This is a genomic window from Paenibacillus sp. TAB_01 (genome assembly GCF_043945595.1).
Lineage (GTDB): Bacteria > Bacillota > Bacilli > Paenibacillales > NBRC-103111 > Paenibacillus_S.
The window spans coordinates 2,367,762-2,383,818 of the sequence record NZ_JBIFNP010000001.1 but is presented as its reverse complement, the minus strand read 5'-3'; the positions used below and the strand labels follow the sequence as shown (position 1 = coordinate 2,383,818).

The following is a 16,057-nucleotide window of genomic DNA, read 5'->3' as shown; positions in this document are numbered from 1 at the left end:
TCACCTCTCAACAGTTTCCATCACGAAGGCTTCAATGACGTCGCCCTCTTTAATATCGTTGAATTTATCAAGAGATATACCGCACTCGTAGCCTTGGGATACTTCCTTGGCATCGTCCTTAAATCGTTTAAGGGAATCGATATTTCCTTCAAAGACAACAATACCGCTGCGGATTAAGCGCATTTGGGCGTTACGTGCGATTTTCCCGGAAGTAACCATGCATCCGGCAATAACCCCGATTTTGGAAACTTTGAAAATATTACGCACTTCGGCTTGACCGATCACGACTTCCTTGAAGATCGGATCCAGCATCCCTTTCATCGCGTGCTCGATTTCTTCCATTACTTTGTAAATAATGCTGTGCAGGCGGATGTCCACCTTTTCCTGTTCCGCCGTATTTTTAGCCTGCGGCTCCGGACGCACATTGAAACCGATAATAATCGCGTTGGATGCGGAAGCCAAAATAACATCGGACTCCGTAATAGCCCCTACACCGTGATGCAAAATTTTGACGCGTACGCCTTCGATGTCGATTTTTTCAAGCGAACCGCGCAGTGCTTCGACGGAGCCTTGTACGTCGCCTTTGATGATAACGTTAAGATCCTTGATCTCGCCGTCTTTAATATGCTTATAGAGATCGTCCAATGTAACACGTACATTCGCACCCATTTCGGATTGTCTCAAGGTCACGGCGCGTTTCTCGGCAATCGCTCTGGCCTTACGCTCGTCCTCGAAGCAAATGAACGGATCGCCTGCCTGAGGCACCTCGGTCAAGCCCGTAATTTCCACCGGAGTCGACGGTCCCGCTTCTTTCAGCTTCTTGCCGCGGTCGTTCACCATGGCGCGGACGCGGCCGAAATGAACACCGGCAACAAAGCTGTCGCCGACTTTAAGGGTACCATGCTGGATCAAGACACGAGCCACCGGACCTTTACCTTTGTCCAGCTCCGCCTCAATGACCGTACCTCTGGCACGCTTGTCAGGGTTTGCTTTCAGTTCTTGCACCTCGGCAACCAGCAGGATCATATCCAGCAGGTTTTCGAGACCGATGCGCTGTTTGGCGGAAATGCTGACGAAAATCGTGTCGCCGCCCCATTCTTCCGGTACCAGCTCATACTCAGTCAGAGCCTGCTTGATCCGATCCGGATCTGCGCCTTCTTTATCGATCTTGTTCACAGCAACGATGATCGGCACTTTAGCTGCTTTCGCATGGCTGATCGCTTCCACCGTTTGCGGCATAACACCGTCGTCAGCTGCAACAACAATGATCGTAATATCCGTAACCTGCGCACCGCGGGCACGCATGGATGTAAATGCTTCGTGACCCGGCGTATCCAGGAACGTAATTTTCTTATTGTGAACTTCAACCTGGTAAGCACCGATATGCTGCGTGATCCCGCCGGCTTCGCCTTCGGTAACGCTTGTTTTGCGGATCGCGTCGAGCAATGTCGTTTTACCATGGTCAACGTGACCCATAATGGTTACTACTGGCGGACGCTCGATCAAGTCCGCTTCATCGTCTTTTTCCTCGAATTGTTCGAACTTGTCTTCCTCTACCGGAATTTTCAGTTCTACTTCAACGCCGTAATCAGTCGCCAGCAGCTGGATGGCATCCAGGTCAAGCTCTTGGTTAATTGTCGCCATGACGCCAAGGAACAGCAGCTTCTTGATGACTTCGGAAGCATCCTTGTGCAAAGCTTTCGCCAATTCGCCCACCGTCATCGTTCCGCGAACGATAATTTTCTTAGGCGTGTTGTCGATTTTCTCTTTCTTAACAGGCTCCTGCTGATATCTGCCGCCTCTTTGGTTGCGATTGTTGCCGCCTCTATTGTTCTGAGCGACCTCTCGAGGTGCTTACCTTGTTGTCGTCAAAACGCTTTTGGTTCGGCTTCGTCTTCTTGGTTGTCTTCCCTCTCGATGCGTCATCCTGTTCGACATCAACCGCTCCATTCGTTTTAGGAGGAGTTACGCCGATCGAACGGTTAAATTGGCCTTGGTTGCCACCGCCGTTGCGCTGTTCAAACGGTTTCCGTTGATCGGAATAGCCGCCTTGACCTTGACCTTGACCTTGACCTTGAGGGCGGTTGCCTGAACCCGAGCGTTGGTCGCCAGGACGGTTGTTTCCGCCGTTGCTGTTATAGCCGCCGCCGCGGTTACCTTGCTGGCCACCGCCGCCGTTAGGACGGTTTTGCCCGCCTTGAGAGCCGCTTGTGCCCCCTTGCTGGCCGCCGCGGTTTTGATTGTAGCCGCCGCCTTGTTGACCGGAGCGCTGTTGGCTATAGCCGCCTCCGCCTTGCTGACCGCTGCGCTGCTGATAACCGCCGCCTTGACCTTGAGGCCTGCGGTCTTGCTGTCCGCGGTTGCCTCCGCCTTGACCTTGGTATCCCGAGCGCTGTTGGCCCTCTCCTCTGTTGGAGGATCCATTGCCTTGGCCTTGAGGTGCTCCGTTGGATCTAGGAGCATTGCCAGAGGGCTGTGAATTTGATGCTGGCTTGGCCTGTGCCTGTGGTGCAGACGCTGCTGCAGGCTGGCTCGATTCTTTAGAGGCTGCGGTGCTTGCTGCACTCGCTGTACTTACCGATGCGCTAGCGCCATCGCGTTTGGCTGCTGCGTTTGCTTTCACGTCTTTAAAAAATTTTTCTACACTGTCCACAGTATCGTTCTCCATTACGCTCATATGATTGTTAACCGGGATGCCCAGTCTTTTTAAAATAGTGATAATTTCTTTGCTGCTCATGTTCAGAGACTTGGCATATTCGTACACTCTTAGTTTGTCTTTATTATTGTCTTGTTTAGTCAATACTGTCCACCTCCGTACGATTTTCCAGACTTTTTCTCAGCATTTTCGCAAACCCCGCATCAGACACGGCGACTACCACCCGTGTTTCCTTCCCGATGCTGGCTCCTAACTGCTCACGACTGCCGTACTGATGTAGGGGAACCCTATAAGTGTTACATTTATCCTGAATCTTCTTGCTCGTATTCGGAGAAGCATCCTCCGCTACGATCACGAGCTTGGCTTCGCCTTTGCGGACGGCATCAATAACGGATTCTTCCCCGGTAATGATTTTCCCCGCCCGCATGGCCATTCCTAAATTATTGAAAAAGTTATTCTTCATCGTCCACCGCCGCTTCCTTGCCGGCAATGAATTCATCTTCCACCTTGATGAAATCTTGCTCTAAAGCATCGTAGATTTCAGGGCTGACCGCGTGCTTGAGAGCCCGATCCAGCGCCCTGCTCTTTTTCGCCAGTTTAAAGCAGGAAAGCTTGCCGCACAAGTAGGCGCCGCGTCCCGCTTTTTTGCCCGTCAAATCAATAAGCATCTCGTCCGCAGGCGTTTTGACAACGCGGATCAATTCTTTCTTCGGCATCATCTGCTGACACGCCACACATTTGCGAAGAGGAATTTTCCTTTGCTTCATCCGTGATCACCCTCTACTAGTCCGATTACCAGAAGCTCAATCGATACTGACGGAATCCTGGTGCATTTCTTCGGTAAATGTTTTCGGCCGTCCATATTCTTGTTCAGCCTGAGTTTCGCTCTTGATGTCTATTTTCCAGCCGGTCAGCTTGGCCGCCAGGCGGGCGTTCTGTCCCTTGATACCGATCGCCAAGGACAATTGATAGTCCGGTACGATGACGCGGGCCATTTTTTCCGCTTCGAATACGTTTACCTCAAGCACCTTAGAAGGGCTGAGCGCATTCGCGACGTACTCATCAACCTGTTCGACCCAGCGAACGATGTCAATTTTCTCGCCCTTCAGCTCATTAACAATCGTCTGCACGCGCATGCCTTTAGGGCCGACACAGGAACCAACCGGATCGACTTCGGCATTACGCGAATAAACCGCGATCTTGGAACGGAAACCTGCTTCTCTGGCTACGGAACGAATTTCAACAACGCCGTCGAAAATTTCCGGTACCTCAAGCTCGAATAACCGTTTCAACAACCCCGGATGGGTACGTGACAAAATGATCTGGGGACCTTTTGTCGTGTTCTCCACCTTCGTAATGTAGGCTTTGACACGGTCTCCCTGTTTGAACTTATCGGTAGGCATCAGCTCTGTCAAAGGAAGCGCCGCTTCGATTTTGCCCAAATCAATGTAGATATTGCGCAAATCCTGGCGTTGTACGATACCGGTTACGATATCCTCTTCCTTATCGACGAAAGCGTTGTAAATCAAACCCCGCTCCGCCTCGCGAATACGCTGAGTAACAACCTGCTTAGCCGTTTGAGCGGCAATGCGTCCGAAATCCCGCGGCGTCACTTCAATCTCAACGATGTCGCCTAGCTGATAGTTTTGGTTCAGTTCACGTGCTGCATACAAAGAGATTTCCAGCCGCGGATCCAGTACGTCATCCACAACGGTTTTCCTAGCGTATACTTTAATAAGTCCCGTATGACGGTTAATATCAACGCGAACGTTTTGTGCTGTGTTAAAATTCCGTTTGTAACTGGAGATCAGCGCCGCTTCAATAGCGTCAATCAAAATATCCTTAGCAATTCCTTTTTCTCTCTCAATCTCCGACAGTGCTTCAATAAAATCCATATTCATTTGACTGGAGTTCCCCCTCTCATAAAATCGGCGCGATAATTAAAACACAATGGCCAGCCGGGCGCTGGCAACTTTGTTGAATGGAATGCGGTAGGTCTTCTTTCCTACTTCAACCGCAACGGTCTCTTCGTCGAACGACTGCAGCAGTCCCTCAAATTCCTTCAGTCCTTCAAAAGGCTCGTAAGTCGTAACGAAAACATGCTCGCCAACGGCTTTATGGTAATCCTGCACTTTTTTCAGAGGACGCTCCGCTCCGGGAGAAGAGACTTCCAAGAAATAAGCGGTAGGAATCGGATCTTTCTCATCCAAACGATCGCTTAAATATTCGCTGATCCGGCCGCAATCATCAATATCGATGCCGCCTTCTTTATCCGCATAGACGCGTAAAAACCAGTTGCTGCCTTCCTTGACGTACTCTACATCGACCAATTCGAATCCGTTTTCTTCCATAAAAGGTTGAAGCAGTGTTTCAACTACGGGTTTGATTTGCGAAATCAACCAGCATCCTCCTATCGATTAAAGAAAGCCTTATGCTTTCTTGTCTGTAACAAAATGTAAAGAGTGGGTTTCCCCACTCTCTAAGATCGGAACATATAACATTGTTACCAAAGAAGATTATACCATAAGGCTTATAGGTATGCAATATGATGAGTGCTGTGTTGATTTAGAATAGCGATAGCTGGTTCGACTCCGGCAGGCCGCGGAAGCAGCCCAGCGCCCCCAGAAGCTCGACGATCGTCTTGGAGGCTTTGCTTCGGACCTGGAAATCCTCGATCGACAGAAAAGGGCCCGCATCCTTGGCCGCCGCGATATTTTTCGCCGCGTTCTCCCCGATTCCCCCAACCGCCGAAAATGGCGGAATTAACGAATCGCCGTCTACCAGAAACTTCGTCGCATCGGACCGGTACAGGTCGACATTTTTGAAGGAGAAGCCCCGAGCCGTCATTTCCAAAGCCATTTCCAGAATGGAAATCATCGCTTTTTCCTTCGGCAGCGCCTGGAAGCCCTTCTCCTCAATCTCGATCAGCCTGCGCAGAATCGCGTCGTAGCCCTGGCATAGAAGATCCAGTTCGAAATCCTCGGCACGTACGGTGAAATAAGTTGCGTAGTAAGCGATAGGATAATACAGCTTGAAAAATGCCGTACGCACGGCCGAAATAACGTAAGCCGCGGCATGGGCTTTCGGGAACATGTATTCGATGCGTTCACACGATTCAATGTACCATGCAGGCACCTTGTGCTTCTTCATGTCTTCCTTCCATTCAGGGGTAAGCCCCTTCCCTTTACGAACGCTTTCCGTTATTTTAAAGGCGAGACTGGCATCCATCCCCGCTTTATAGATCAAATACAGCATGATCTCGTCACGACAACCGATAACGGTCTTGATCGTGCAGGTGCCTTTCTTGATCAACTCCTGCGCATTTCCAAGCCATACGCCCGTTCCGTGCGAAAGACCGGAAATTTGCAGCAAGTCGGCAAAGGAGGTCGGCTGCGTTTCCTCAAGCATCTGACGAACGAACTTGGTCCCCATCTCCGGTACGCCATAGGTCGCGACAGGCGTGCGGATTTTCTCCGGCGGCACGCCGAGCGCTTTCGTCGAGTTAAACATGCTCATGACCTTGGGATCGTTCATCGGAATGGTGGTCGGATCGACACCCGTCAAGTCCTGCAGCATCCGCATCATGGTCGGATCATCATGACCGAGGATATCGAGCTTGAGCAGATTCGCATCGAAGGCGTGATAGTCGAAGTGCGTCGTCTGCCATTCCGCGCTGGTATCGTCGGCCGGGTACTGCACCGGCGTAATGTCATTGACATCAATGTAATCCGGCACGACGACGATACCGCCGGGATGCTGACCCGTGCTTCGCTTGACGCCGGTACAACCGGAGGCAAGACGGCTAATCTCCGCTCCGCGCCATTTCTTCCCTTGATCTTCCTCGAACTTCTTGACGTAACCGAACGCCGTTTTCTCGGCGATCGTACCTATCGTTCCGGCACGGAACACGTTTTTCGGTCCGAACAGCACTTTCGTGTAGTTATGCGCAACCGGCTGGTATTCCCCGGAGAAGTTCAAGTCGATATCAGGAACCTTGTCCCCTTTAAATCCAAGGAACGTCTCGAACGGGATATCCTGCCCGTCGCCTTTCATCTTGGTATGGCAGTTCGGGCAATCCTTATCCGGCAGGTCGAAGCCGCTCGGGATGCTGCCGTCCAAAATCCATTCGCTGTGGTTGCAGCTGTAGCATACATAATGCGGCGGCAGCGGATTAACCTCGGAAATGCCGAGGAACGTGGCAACAATGGACGACCCTACCGAGCCCCGGGAACCGACCAGATACCCGTCCTCGTTGGACTTTTTTACAAGCCGCTCGGAAATCAAATAGTTCGCAGAGAAGCCGTATTTAATAATCGGCACAAGCTCCTTCTCCAGACGCGCGGTGACGACTTCCGGAATCGGGTCGCCGTAAATACGTTTGGCCGTATCGTAGCATTTGGTCCGGATCTCATCATCGGCCCCCTCGATAATCGGCGTGAACAGCTTATCGGGGAAGAGCTCAAGCGACTCAAACTGATCCGCAAGCTCGTTCGTATTTTTGATGACGACATCGTAGGCGGCTTCCTCGCCCAAATATTGGAACTCAGCCAGCATTTCCTTCGTTGTCCGAAAATGAACGTCCGGCTTGCGGATATCTTTCAACGGGCTAAAGCCTGTAATACCGTGGATCGTAATGTCACGGCATATTTTATCGCGCGGCTGCAAGTAATGTACGTTCCCCGTCGCAATGACCGGTTTATTCAGCTTGCGTCCGATCTGCAGCACGCGGCGGTTCGCGTCCTCCAGCTGCTCTTTGCTGCCGACCAGGCCTTTGTCGACCAAATGCATATTGACCGTCAGCGGCTGAATCTCAAGAACGTCGTAGAACTCGGCAACCTGCTCCGCCTCTTCCACCGTTTTATTGAGCACAGCCTCGTAAAACTCGCCTTTTTCGCAGCCAGAAGTAATAATCAAGCCTTCCCGCATAGTCGTCAGCACGCTCTTCGGAATGCAGGCAACCCGGTGAAAATATTCCGTATGCGACAAGGAAACAAGTGTGAACAGATTTTTCTTGCCCACCTGGTCCTTCGCGTAAATACAGCAGTGGAACGGCCTTGTGTTTCTCAGGTTCTTCCCTACGTTATCGTTAAGCTGATCCAATGTCTTATATCCGTTGTCGACCGCTTCTTTAATCAGCTGGAACAAAATATGACCAAGCGCTACCGAGTCGTCAATCGCGCGGTGATGGTTATCCAGACCGATCTTGAATTTGTCGGCCAGCGTGTTCAACCGGTGATTCTTCATCGTAGGAAATAACAGCCTCGCAAGCTCCAGCGTATCAAGCGAAGAGTTACGCACCTCCGGCAGTCCGAGGGCCTTGCAGTTGGCATGAATAAAGCCCATATCGAATCGCGCGTTATGCGCAACAAGAATGCTGTCGCCGACGAATTCGATAAACTTCGGGAGCATTTCCTCCAGTTCAGGCGCATCGTGCACCATTTCATCGGTAATATTGGTTAATTGCTGAATATTATAAGGAATTTTCTCATGCGGATTGATAAAGGTCGCAAAACGGTCTATTTCCTTACCGTCTTTCATTTTCACGCCGGCCAGCTCGATAATCTTATTATTGACAATCGATAAACCGGTCGTCTCGATATCGAATATGACATACTCGGCTTCCTTCAGGTCCTGTCCCCTTGGATTAACCGTTACGAGTACCCCGTCATCCACAACATTCGCTTCAAGTCCGTAAATTACTTTAATTCCATGCTTCTTCGCGGCCTTGTGCGCATCCGGATAGCATTGGATTCCGCTGTGGTCCGTGATGGCTATCGCCTTATGTCCCCATTTGGCGGCCGTCTTAATATATTGATCCACCGGCGTAATGCCGTCCATCGTACTCATCGTCGTGTGCAGGTGGAACTCTACCCGCTTCTCCGGCGCGTCATCCTTACGGTCCGGCGGGGCCATCACTTCGTTGATGTCATTAGGAATCATAACGAGCTCCGGAACCTGCATAAACCGGTCATACTCTACTTTACCTCGCAGCTTCAGCCAGGTGCCGTTCTGGATGAGGCTGTAAATTTTGACATCTTCCTTTGTTTTCGCGAACGCCTTGATCTGCAGGGAATCCGTAAAATCCGTTATATTGAACGTAAACAGGGTACTGCCGTTGCGCAGCTCCTTGGAATCAATGCCGAATACGGAGCCCTGTACCGTAATTTTCTTTTCTTCATCCTGCACCATCTGAATCGGAATCGGCGCATCCTTGATATCATAGCCCACCATAAGCTTGATCTCCGCATCGGACAAGCCGTCGCCTTCCGCTTCCGCCTCCGCTTCGATGGACGTCATAATCTCCTGCGTTACAACCTTGCCTTCCTCAACGATCTGTTGAGCGAACTTCTCGTACTCTTCCTCACGCGCTTCGTTCATCGCATAGCGAACCTGCAGGTCGATACCGAAAAAATCATGAAAATACGTTTGAACCCACTGGCCGATGTTCTTCTTCTTGGCCAGCTCCAAGCCGATCGAATCCAATAAAATCAAGGTCAGCTGCGTTCCCTGCACCTCAATCTTGGCGCGGGACATCCAGCCGTTGACCGATGTCGCCTCCCGCTGCACCCATTCCACGAACATGCCCCAATATTCATGGGCGACCTCGGACGGGTTCACATCCTCGCTGTACCGCAGCATAAACCGGATCGCCGCAATATGAGCGAACTTGTCCCGGATCATTTTACAAAAGGAGCGGTAAATATCCTGTGGTACGATCGTAGTTTTAGCAATAAAAAACGTCCATTCCCTATTCTTGCGGCTTGTTTCCACCCGATCAATATAGCCGTCCTGAAAAAAGGCTTGGATGATGTCCGCCGGAACATGCGCCTGCTGCATTAGCATCTCAAAACGCTCTCTCTTCAGTGCTGTACTGCTCATGAACGTCCTCCCCCAAATAAACCAGGAATCAGCGGCCTGTTATCGCCTTCCTGCCCATGCTGCAGCCTTCCGATGCTTACCCATGGCATTACGGCATCCGTCCTGCATGCCCTCACCAGGAGCCGGAAGATCCGATAACGCAGCCTGCTGATCCTTGAAAAAATACAAAGGGCAAACAGGAGATGAAGATGTCCGATTTGCCCTTATGTTCCAAACCTCAATTAATAAGCTCTGCCGAAAACGACGGTATGCTTGGCACCCTCGCCGCATACCAAACATGTGCTCTTGTGCTCTGCCGGTTCGAAAGGAATGTTCCGGCTTGTTGCGCCGGTTTCCTCTTTCACTTGGGCCTCGCAAGCATCGGAGCCGCACCAGCCTGCCAGCGCAAAGCCGCGCTTGTGCTCCAGGAATGCTTTGAATTCATCCAAAGTGTCTACCGAGGTGAAATTCTCATCACGGAACTGCTTAGCTCTATCATACATTTGTTGATGAATTTCCGCCAGCATGTTTTGCACTTCTTCGACAAAATTTTCTTGCTTCACAATCCGCTTCTCGCCGGAAATCCGGGAAACGAGCACGACTTGTCCGTTCTCCATATCACGCGGACCCAGCTCAACGCGAACCGGTACGCCGCGCATTTCGTACTCATTGAATTTCCAGCCCGGGCTTTGATCCGGACGGTCATCGACCTTGACGCGTACCCCTGCCTGCTTCAGCTCGGCAAACAGCTCATTGACGCGGCCAACGACCTGCTCCCGCGTCTTCGGTGGCCCGATAGGAATCATAATGACCTGAGTCGGAGCCACCTTCGGCGGCATAGCCAAGCCTCTGTCATCTCCATGGACCATAATGAGCGCGCCGATCAGGCGGGTACTTACGCCCCAAGAAGTCGTATGGCAGAATTGGTGCTGGTTCTCGCGGTCCAAATATTTGATATCGAAGGCAACCGCAAAGTTGGTGCCCAAATAGTGAGAAGTTCCGGCTTGAACAGCTTTGCCGTCCTTCATCATCGCCTCAATGGAGTAAGTGTCCACAGCACCGGCAAATTTCTCCGAAGGGGTCTTCTGACCGACAATAACAGGAATCGCAAGGAAGTTTTCGGCAAAATCGCGGTACGTTTCCAGCATCTGCATCGTTTCGCGACGCGCGTCAGCCTCATCTTCATGGGCGGTGTGGCCTTCCTGCCACAAAAATTCGCTTGTCCGCAGGAACGGCTGCGTACGCTTCTCCCAGCGCACCACATTCGCCCATTGGTTGATCAGAAGCGGCAAATCACGGTACGAATTAATCCATTCCGAGTACATATGGCCAATCATCGTTTCCGATGTCGGACGAATGGCCAGTCTTTCCTCCAGCTTCTCTCCGCCCGCTTCCGTTACCCACGGCAGCTCGGGATTGAAGCCCTCCACGTGCTCCTTCTCTTTATTGAAGAAGCTCTCCGGAATAAAAATCGGGAAATACGCATTGCGGTGGCCCGTCGCTTTGAATCTTGCATCCAGCTCACGCTGAATATTTTCCCAGATCTCATAGCTGTCCGGTTTAAAAACGATACATCCCCGGACAGGCGAGTAGCTCATCAAATCCGCTTTCTTGATAACGTCAATATACCATCTGGAGAAATCCTCGCCCTGAGGAGTAATCTCCTTCACAAATTGCTTTTCATTGGACATGATCCGTGTAATCCCCCTAAACTAACAACTTGCACCTTATAGGGCGCCGAGCGTTAACCTTTGATTAATCGTAAAATATCGTTATACGTGACGGCAATCATAAGCAGCATCAGCATGGCAAAGCCGACGAAATGGACGATGCTCTCGCGGTTCGGATCGACCGGCTTGCCGCGCAGCGCCTCAAAACCGAGAAATACAAGACGGCTTCCGTCCAAAGCCGGGAACGGCAGCAGATTGAACAAGCCCAGGTACAAGCTCATCAGCCCTGCCCAGAATGTATATTGAGCAAGCCCTGCGCTTGCCTGTTCGCTCGTAAACTCCACGATCCGGACCTAGACCGCCCAAATCGTCCATTTTGAACTGCAGCGTAACCAGCTTGCCGAAGCTGTCCAGAATCGACATCGTGGCAGAGGTCATACTGCTCCAGCCGTTGCTGAAGGCGTCGCCTACCGAAGCTTTTCTTGTCTCTGCCATCAGCGTAACTCCGACAAGTCCGCCGCCTTTATCCTCAGGCGTCACTTCCTTGCGCAGCTGCTCTTTATTCCGTTCGATAACCCAAACCATCGGTTTGTTGACCGACTGTTTAATTAATGTCGTTAATTTATTGCGGTCGGCACCTATCGGCTCATTGTTCACATTAACAATGATATCGTTAGCCATCAGTCCCGCCTTCTCCGCCGGAGAACCGGGTACGGTGCTTTGAATCTTCACTTTATCCGGCACGCCCGCCATAAAGACGACGGAAACAAAAAGCACAAACGCCAAAATAAAGTTCATCATCGGTCCGGCAAAAATAGAAAGCGCGCGCTGTCCCACGGTTTTACTGCCGAATTGGCGGTCCCATGGCGCGATTTGCGTTTCCTTATCCTTGCTGACCATCATAGCTTGAGGATCGGACCGGGTATTGCTTCATTTCACCGTCAACATCGAGCTTGATAAACAGACGTCTTTCCAGATCGATATCTTCCACAACACCTTCAACCGCATTCGAACGCTGATCGAATTCATTTAAATAAATATGGGTTACTTCATTATTATTCAACGCTAAAGCGATACGCTGTCCCGGGTTGATTTGTACGATTTCCGGATCTTCCCCGGCCATGCGGACAAAACCGCCGATCGGCAGCAGCCGAAGCGTATAGCGTGTTTCCCCTTTTTTAAATGAGAGCAGCTTCGGCCCAAAGCCGATGGCAAATTCACGGACGAGAATGCCGGCGCGCTTGGCAAAATAAAAGTGACCCCATTCATGTATTGTCACCAGGACAAAGAACAAGAGTATAATTTGAAATGCATTCTGCAATGTAGCCAATTCGCAACGTCCTCCCTTAAGCAATCGATTCCTCTAGACAAGTTCCAGGTTACGGCTCCTGCTTTCTTGGTAATAAGATTAACATTAATTACGATGCGAATACAAGCTGAGCCATGATATGAACATATTACCTTGTCCTTCAAATCATGCTAAGGAAAAACAAGAAATTTTAAAAACGGGCGCAGGCCATCTTTCTCGCCCACTGGTCGGCTTCCAGAATTTGCTCCAAAGACGGTGCTGCTATCGTCTCATGCTTATCCAATGCATCGGCAATGATGTCTTCAATCTGTAAGAAGCGAATTTGACCTTTCAGGAACAAATCCACGGCCGCTTCATTCGCAGCATTGAACACCGTCGTAGCCGTACCTCCGGCCTGTCCGCTCTCAAAGGCCATCTTCAGGCAGGGAAACCGCTCGTAATCCATTTCCCTAAAATGCAATTTCCCGATCTGCGCAAGGTTCAACGGCTGGCTCGGGGTCGGCAGACGATCGGGATACGTAAGCGCATACTGAATCGGAACCCGCATATCCGGGTTGCCGAGCTGAGCAATGATGCTGTAATCGGCAAACTCAACGAAGGAATGAATAATGCTCTCCGGATGAATAAGCACTTCAATCTGGGAGTAAGGCTTACCGAACAGCCAATACGCCTCAATCACTTCAAGCCCTTTGTTGACCATGGTAGCCGAATCGATAGTAATTTTGGCGCCCATGGACCAGTTCGGATGCTGCAGCGCTTCCTGAACGGTCACATGCTCCAATTCCTTGCGCGTCCGGTCCCGGAAGGAGCCTCCGGAGGCGGTCAAAGTAATTTTGCGCACGTCTTTCATCTGTTCGCCGTTTAAGCATTGAAAAATAGCCGAATGCTCGCTGTCGATAGGCAGCACACGAACGCCGCGGCGTTTTATCTGCTCGGTTACAAGGTGACCTGCCGTGACAAGCGTTTCCTTATTTGCCAATCCGATGTCTTTCCCTGCCTCAATAGCGGCGAGAGTCGGGCGCAGGCCCTGGCTGCCGACTAAAGCTGTCACCACGAAGTCCGCCTCCGTACCCGCAGCGGCCTCCAACAAGCCCCCTTCCCCGTGATATACCTTCGTTCCCTCTGGAACCGCCTGAGAGAGCTCCTCGGCCAGCGCTTTCGTCGCAACCGAGACTACCTTGGGCCGGAATATGCGGGCTTGCTCCGCAAGCAGTGAAATGTTGTATCCGCCAGCAAGCGCTTCTACCTGGTACTGCTCCGTATTATGAGCGATCACATCCAGCGTCTGCGTACCAATCGATCCTGTCGAGCCTAATATGGCAATGCGTTTCATGCTTCACCTCAACTGATTTTATGCATGGGGAATTAAGGATAACAAATGTACCATCGGAAACACGATCAGCCAGCTGTCTACCCGATCCAATACGCCCCCGTGTCCGGGAAGAATCGTTCCCGTATCCTTGATTCCTTTCACCCGTTTATAAGCCGACTGCATTAAATCCCCCATTTGTCCGACTACGGCTATTAATAGGCCAAGAAGAACCGCCTGATTCCATGACAGCAAGTCCGGGCGAAAGAAGGAGAACAAGCAAGCCACAATAATGGAAATGACTACGCCGCCCAAAGCGCCTTCAATGGATTTCTTAGGACTGATCGTCGGCCACAGCGGGTGCTTGCCAAAAGCCGAACCCGTAAAGTAGGCTCCGGAGTCGGTTGCCCAAATGCAAAAAAAGACGAGCACCGTCCAAAACAGCCCCCCATTTTCAATCATGCGGGTTTCAATCATATAATGGAACCCGACTCCCACATAAACAACACCGATAAACACGAGTGCCACTTCATCAATGGTTACTTTATTTTTCGAAATGACCGTGACGCACAGCAACAAAAACAAGCACAGCCACGCCAAATGGTCTATCGTCAAGATGGAATATGTACTTGAGACCCGCCATGGAACGGTGAGCCCTGCAACACCCAAATAAGCAATCAAAGAGGTTGCCTTAAATTTCTTCAATCCGTTCATGCGTAAAAATTCATCCATTCCAATTAAGGAAAGAAGGAGAATTAAAGCGGTAAACCAATACGTGCCCAAATACAATAAAACAAAAAAGGCCGCCCCCGCGATAACTCCCGTAATAATTCGCTGCTTCAAAATGAATTCCTCCCGTGCCGCTGCCTCTATAAACCGCCATATCTCCGGGCTCGACGTTGATATTCCTGAATGGCCTCGTAAAAATGCTGCTCTGTAAATTCCGGCCAGCATAGTTCTGTGAACCAGAGTTCGGAATAGGCCAGCTGCCACATCAAAAAGTTGCTGATCCTCAGCTCGCCGCTGGTACGAATCAATAAGTCCGGGTCAGGCAAGGGGTGTGTAAGCAGGTAAGATGAGAATAATGTTTCGTCCAATTGACTTTCGTCTACTTTTCCGGATTTAAGGTCTTCCGCAAGCTTCTTGACCCCCGACAGCATTTCTCTGCGGCTTCCATAATTCAACGCAAAATTGAGAATAAGACCCGTGTTATGCGAAGTTTGATCAATGGCGTCCTGGATCGCTTTGAGCGTATAGTCCGGCAGCCCTTCCTGCCAGCCTGTCATGCGGATCTGCACATTGTTGGCGATCAGCTCTTCAATCTCTTTGGGGAAAAACTCCATCGGAAGCTTCATCAAATACTCGACTTCTTCTTTCGGACGCTTCCAGTTCTCCGTAGAGAAAGCATACAGCGTAAGCACCTTGACTCCGATAGCATCCGCAGCCATGGTGATCTTTTTTACGTTTTTCATACCGGAGTGATGCCCCGCGATTCGAGGCAGTCCCCGCTTCTGGGCCCACCGGCCGTTGCCGTCCATGATGACCGCTACATGGTTCGGAATGTTATCTGCAGCAAGACCGGCAATAAGCTCCTCATGTTGCGGCTTGCCGCCACCAAACCATTTCTTGAAAGGTATCATTTCTTTTGCCTCCAGTAAGGAAAGACTAAAAGCCCCCTTCTAGAGGGGGTCTTCTATGGTTATACTTCCATAATTTCTTTCTCTTTAGCCACGAGTACCTTATCTACTTCACTAATATATTTGTCGGTGTATTTCTGGATGTCATCTTGATGACCGCGGGATTCATCCTCGGAGATGCCGTTTTTCTCAAGCTTCTTAATCTCGTCGTTCGCATCGCGGCGCACATTGCGGATCGCTACTTTCGCTTCTTCACCGAACTTTTTGGTCATTTTGACCAATTCGGCTCTGCGCTCTTCCGTCAAGGCAGGAATCACGATACGAATCATGGAACCGTCGTTGGATGGCGTAAGCCCCAGATCCGACTTCATGATCGCTTTCTCGATAGCGGAAACCGAGCTTTTGTCCCATGGCTGAATCATAAGGGTGCGCGAATCCGGAGTATTAATGTTCGCCAATTGATTGATCGGCGTCATGGCTCCGTAATATTCGACTTGAATCCGGTCCAGCAGCGAAGGTGCCGCTCTGCCGGCTCGCAGGCTTGCTAATTCTCTTTTGAGCGCACCGATTGCTTTTTCCATACGTTCTTCTGCGTTCTTCTTAATTGCTTGTGGCATG

At 50.7% G+C, this 16,057-nt stretch carries 10 protein-coding genes and 2 pseudogenes; all 12 read right to left on the bottom strand.

What is annotated here, in order from left to right:
* Nucleotides 1–2,800 (bottom strand): annotated as a pseudogene (gene infB, locus ACHHV8_RS11595) (translation initiation factor IF-2).
* Entirely contained in the window at nucleotides 2,793–3,119 is a 327-nt protein-coding gene (locus tag ACHHV8_RS11590; RefSeq protein WP_395158407.1) for a YlxQ family RNA-binding protein, read from the bottom strand. The pseudogene infB and the gene ACHHV8_RS11590 overlap by 8 nt, the downstream one beginning before the upstream one ends.
* Nucleotides 3,109–3,423: an RNase P modulator RnpM gene (rnpM, locus tag ACHHV8_RS11585; protein ID WP_395158406.1), complete on the bottom strand. Its 315-nt coding sequence runs from the start codon at nucleotides 3,421–3,423 to the stop codon at nucleotides 3,109–3,111. The genes ACHHV8_RS11590 and rnpM overlap by 11 nt, the downstream gene beginning before the upstream one ends.
* Nucleotides 3,424–3,459: 36 nt before the next feature.
* Entirely contained in the window at nucleotides 3,460–4,557 is a 1,098-nt protein-coding gene (gene nusA / locus ACHHV8_RS11580; RefSeq protein ID WP_395158405.1) for a transcription termination factor NusA, read from the bottom strand.
* A 39-nt stretch (nucleotides 4,558–4,596) separates the two neighbouring features.
* A complete protein-coding gene (gene rimP, locus ACHHV8_RS11575) occupies nucleotides 4,597–5,055 on the bottom strand; it encodes a ribosome maturation factor RimP (protein ID WP_395158404.1) in 459 nt (152 codons plus the stop codon).
* A gap of 166 nt (nucleotides 5,056–5,221) precedes the next feature.
* Nucleotides 5,222–9,535 (bottom strand): PolC-type DNA polymerase III, encoded by a 4,314-nt coding sequence (locus ACHHV8_RS11570; RefSeq protein WP_395158403.1) that lies wholly within the window; start codon nucleotides 9,533–9,535, stop codon nucleotides 5,222–5,224.
* A 221-nt stretch (nucleotides 9,536–9,756) separates the two neighbouring features.
* Complete coding sequence (gene proS, locus ACHHV8_RS11565) at nucleotides 9,757–11,205, bottom strand: proline--tRNA ligase (protein WP_395158402.1); 1,449 nt, start codon at nucleotides 11,203–11,205, stop codon at nucleotides 9,757–9,759.
* 53 nt (nucleotides 11,206–11,258) lie between these two features.
* Nucleotides 11,259–12,514, bottom strand: a pseudogene (gene rseP / locus ACHHV8_RS11560) (RIP metalloprotease RseP).
* 169 nt (nucleotides 12,515–12,683) lie between these two features.
* Nucleotides 12,684–13,826 carry a 1-deoxy-D-xylulose-5-phosphate reductoisomerase gene (locus ACHHV8_RS11555; RefSeq protein WP_395158401.1) on the bottom strand — a complete coding sequence of 381 codons (1,143 nt, stop codon included), beginning with the start codon at nucleotides 13,824–13,826 and terminating at the stop codon, nucleotides 12,684–12,686.
* Between the two features lie 18 nt (nucleotides 13,827–13,844).
* Nucleotides 13,845–14,645 (bottom strand): phosphatidate cytidylyltransferase, encoded by an 801-nt coding sequence (locus tag ACHHV8_RS11550; protein ID WP_395158400.1) that lies wholly within the window; start codon nucleotides 14,643–14,645, stop codon nucleotides 13,845–13,847.
* A 26-nt stretch (nucleotides 14,646–14,671) separates the two neighbouring features.
* On the bottom strand, nucleotides 14,672–15,442 hold the full coding sequence (locus ACHHV8_RS11545; RefSeq protein WP_395158399.1) for an undecaprenyl pyrophosphate synthase: 771 nt from the start codon (nucleotides 15,440–15,442) through the stop codon (nucleotides 14,672–14,674).
* Between the two features lie 59 nt (nucleotides 15,443–15,501).
* The gene (gene frr / locus ACHHV8_RS11540; RefSeq protein WP_395158398.1) at nucleotides 15,502–16,056 is read right to left on the bottom strand and encodes a ribosome recycling factor; all 555 of its coding nucleotides are present in this window, start codon (nucleotides 16,054–16,056) and stop codon (nucleotides 15,502–15,504) included.
* Nucleotide 16,057: the final 1 nt, after the last annotated feature.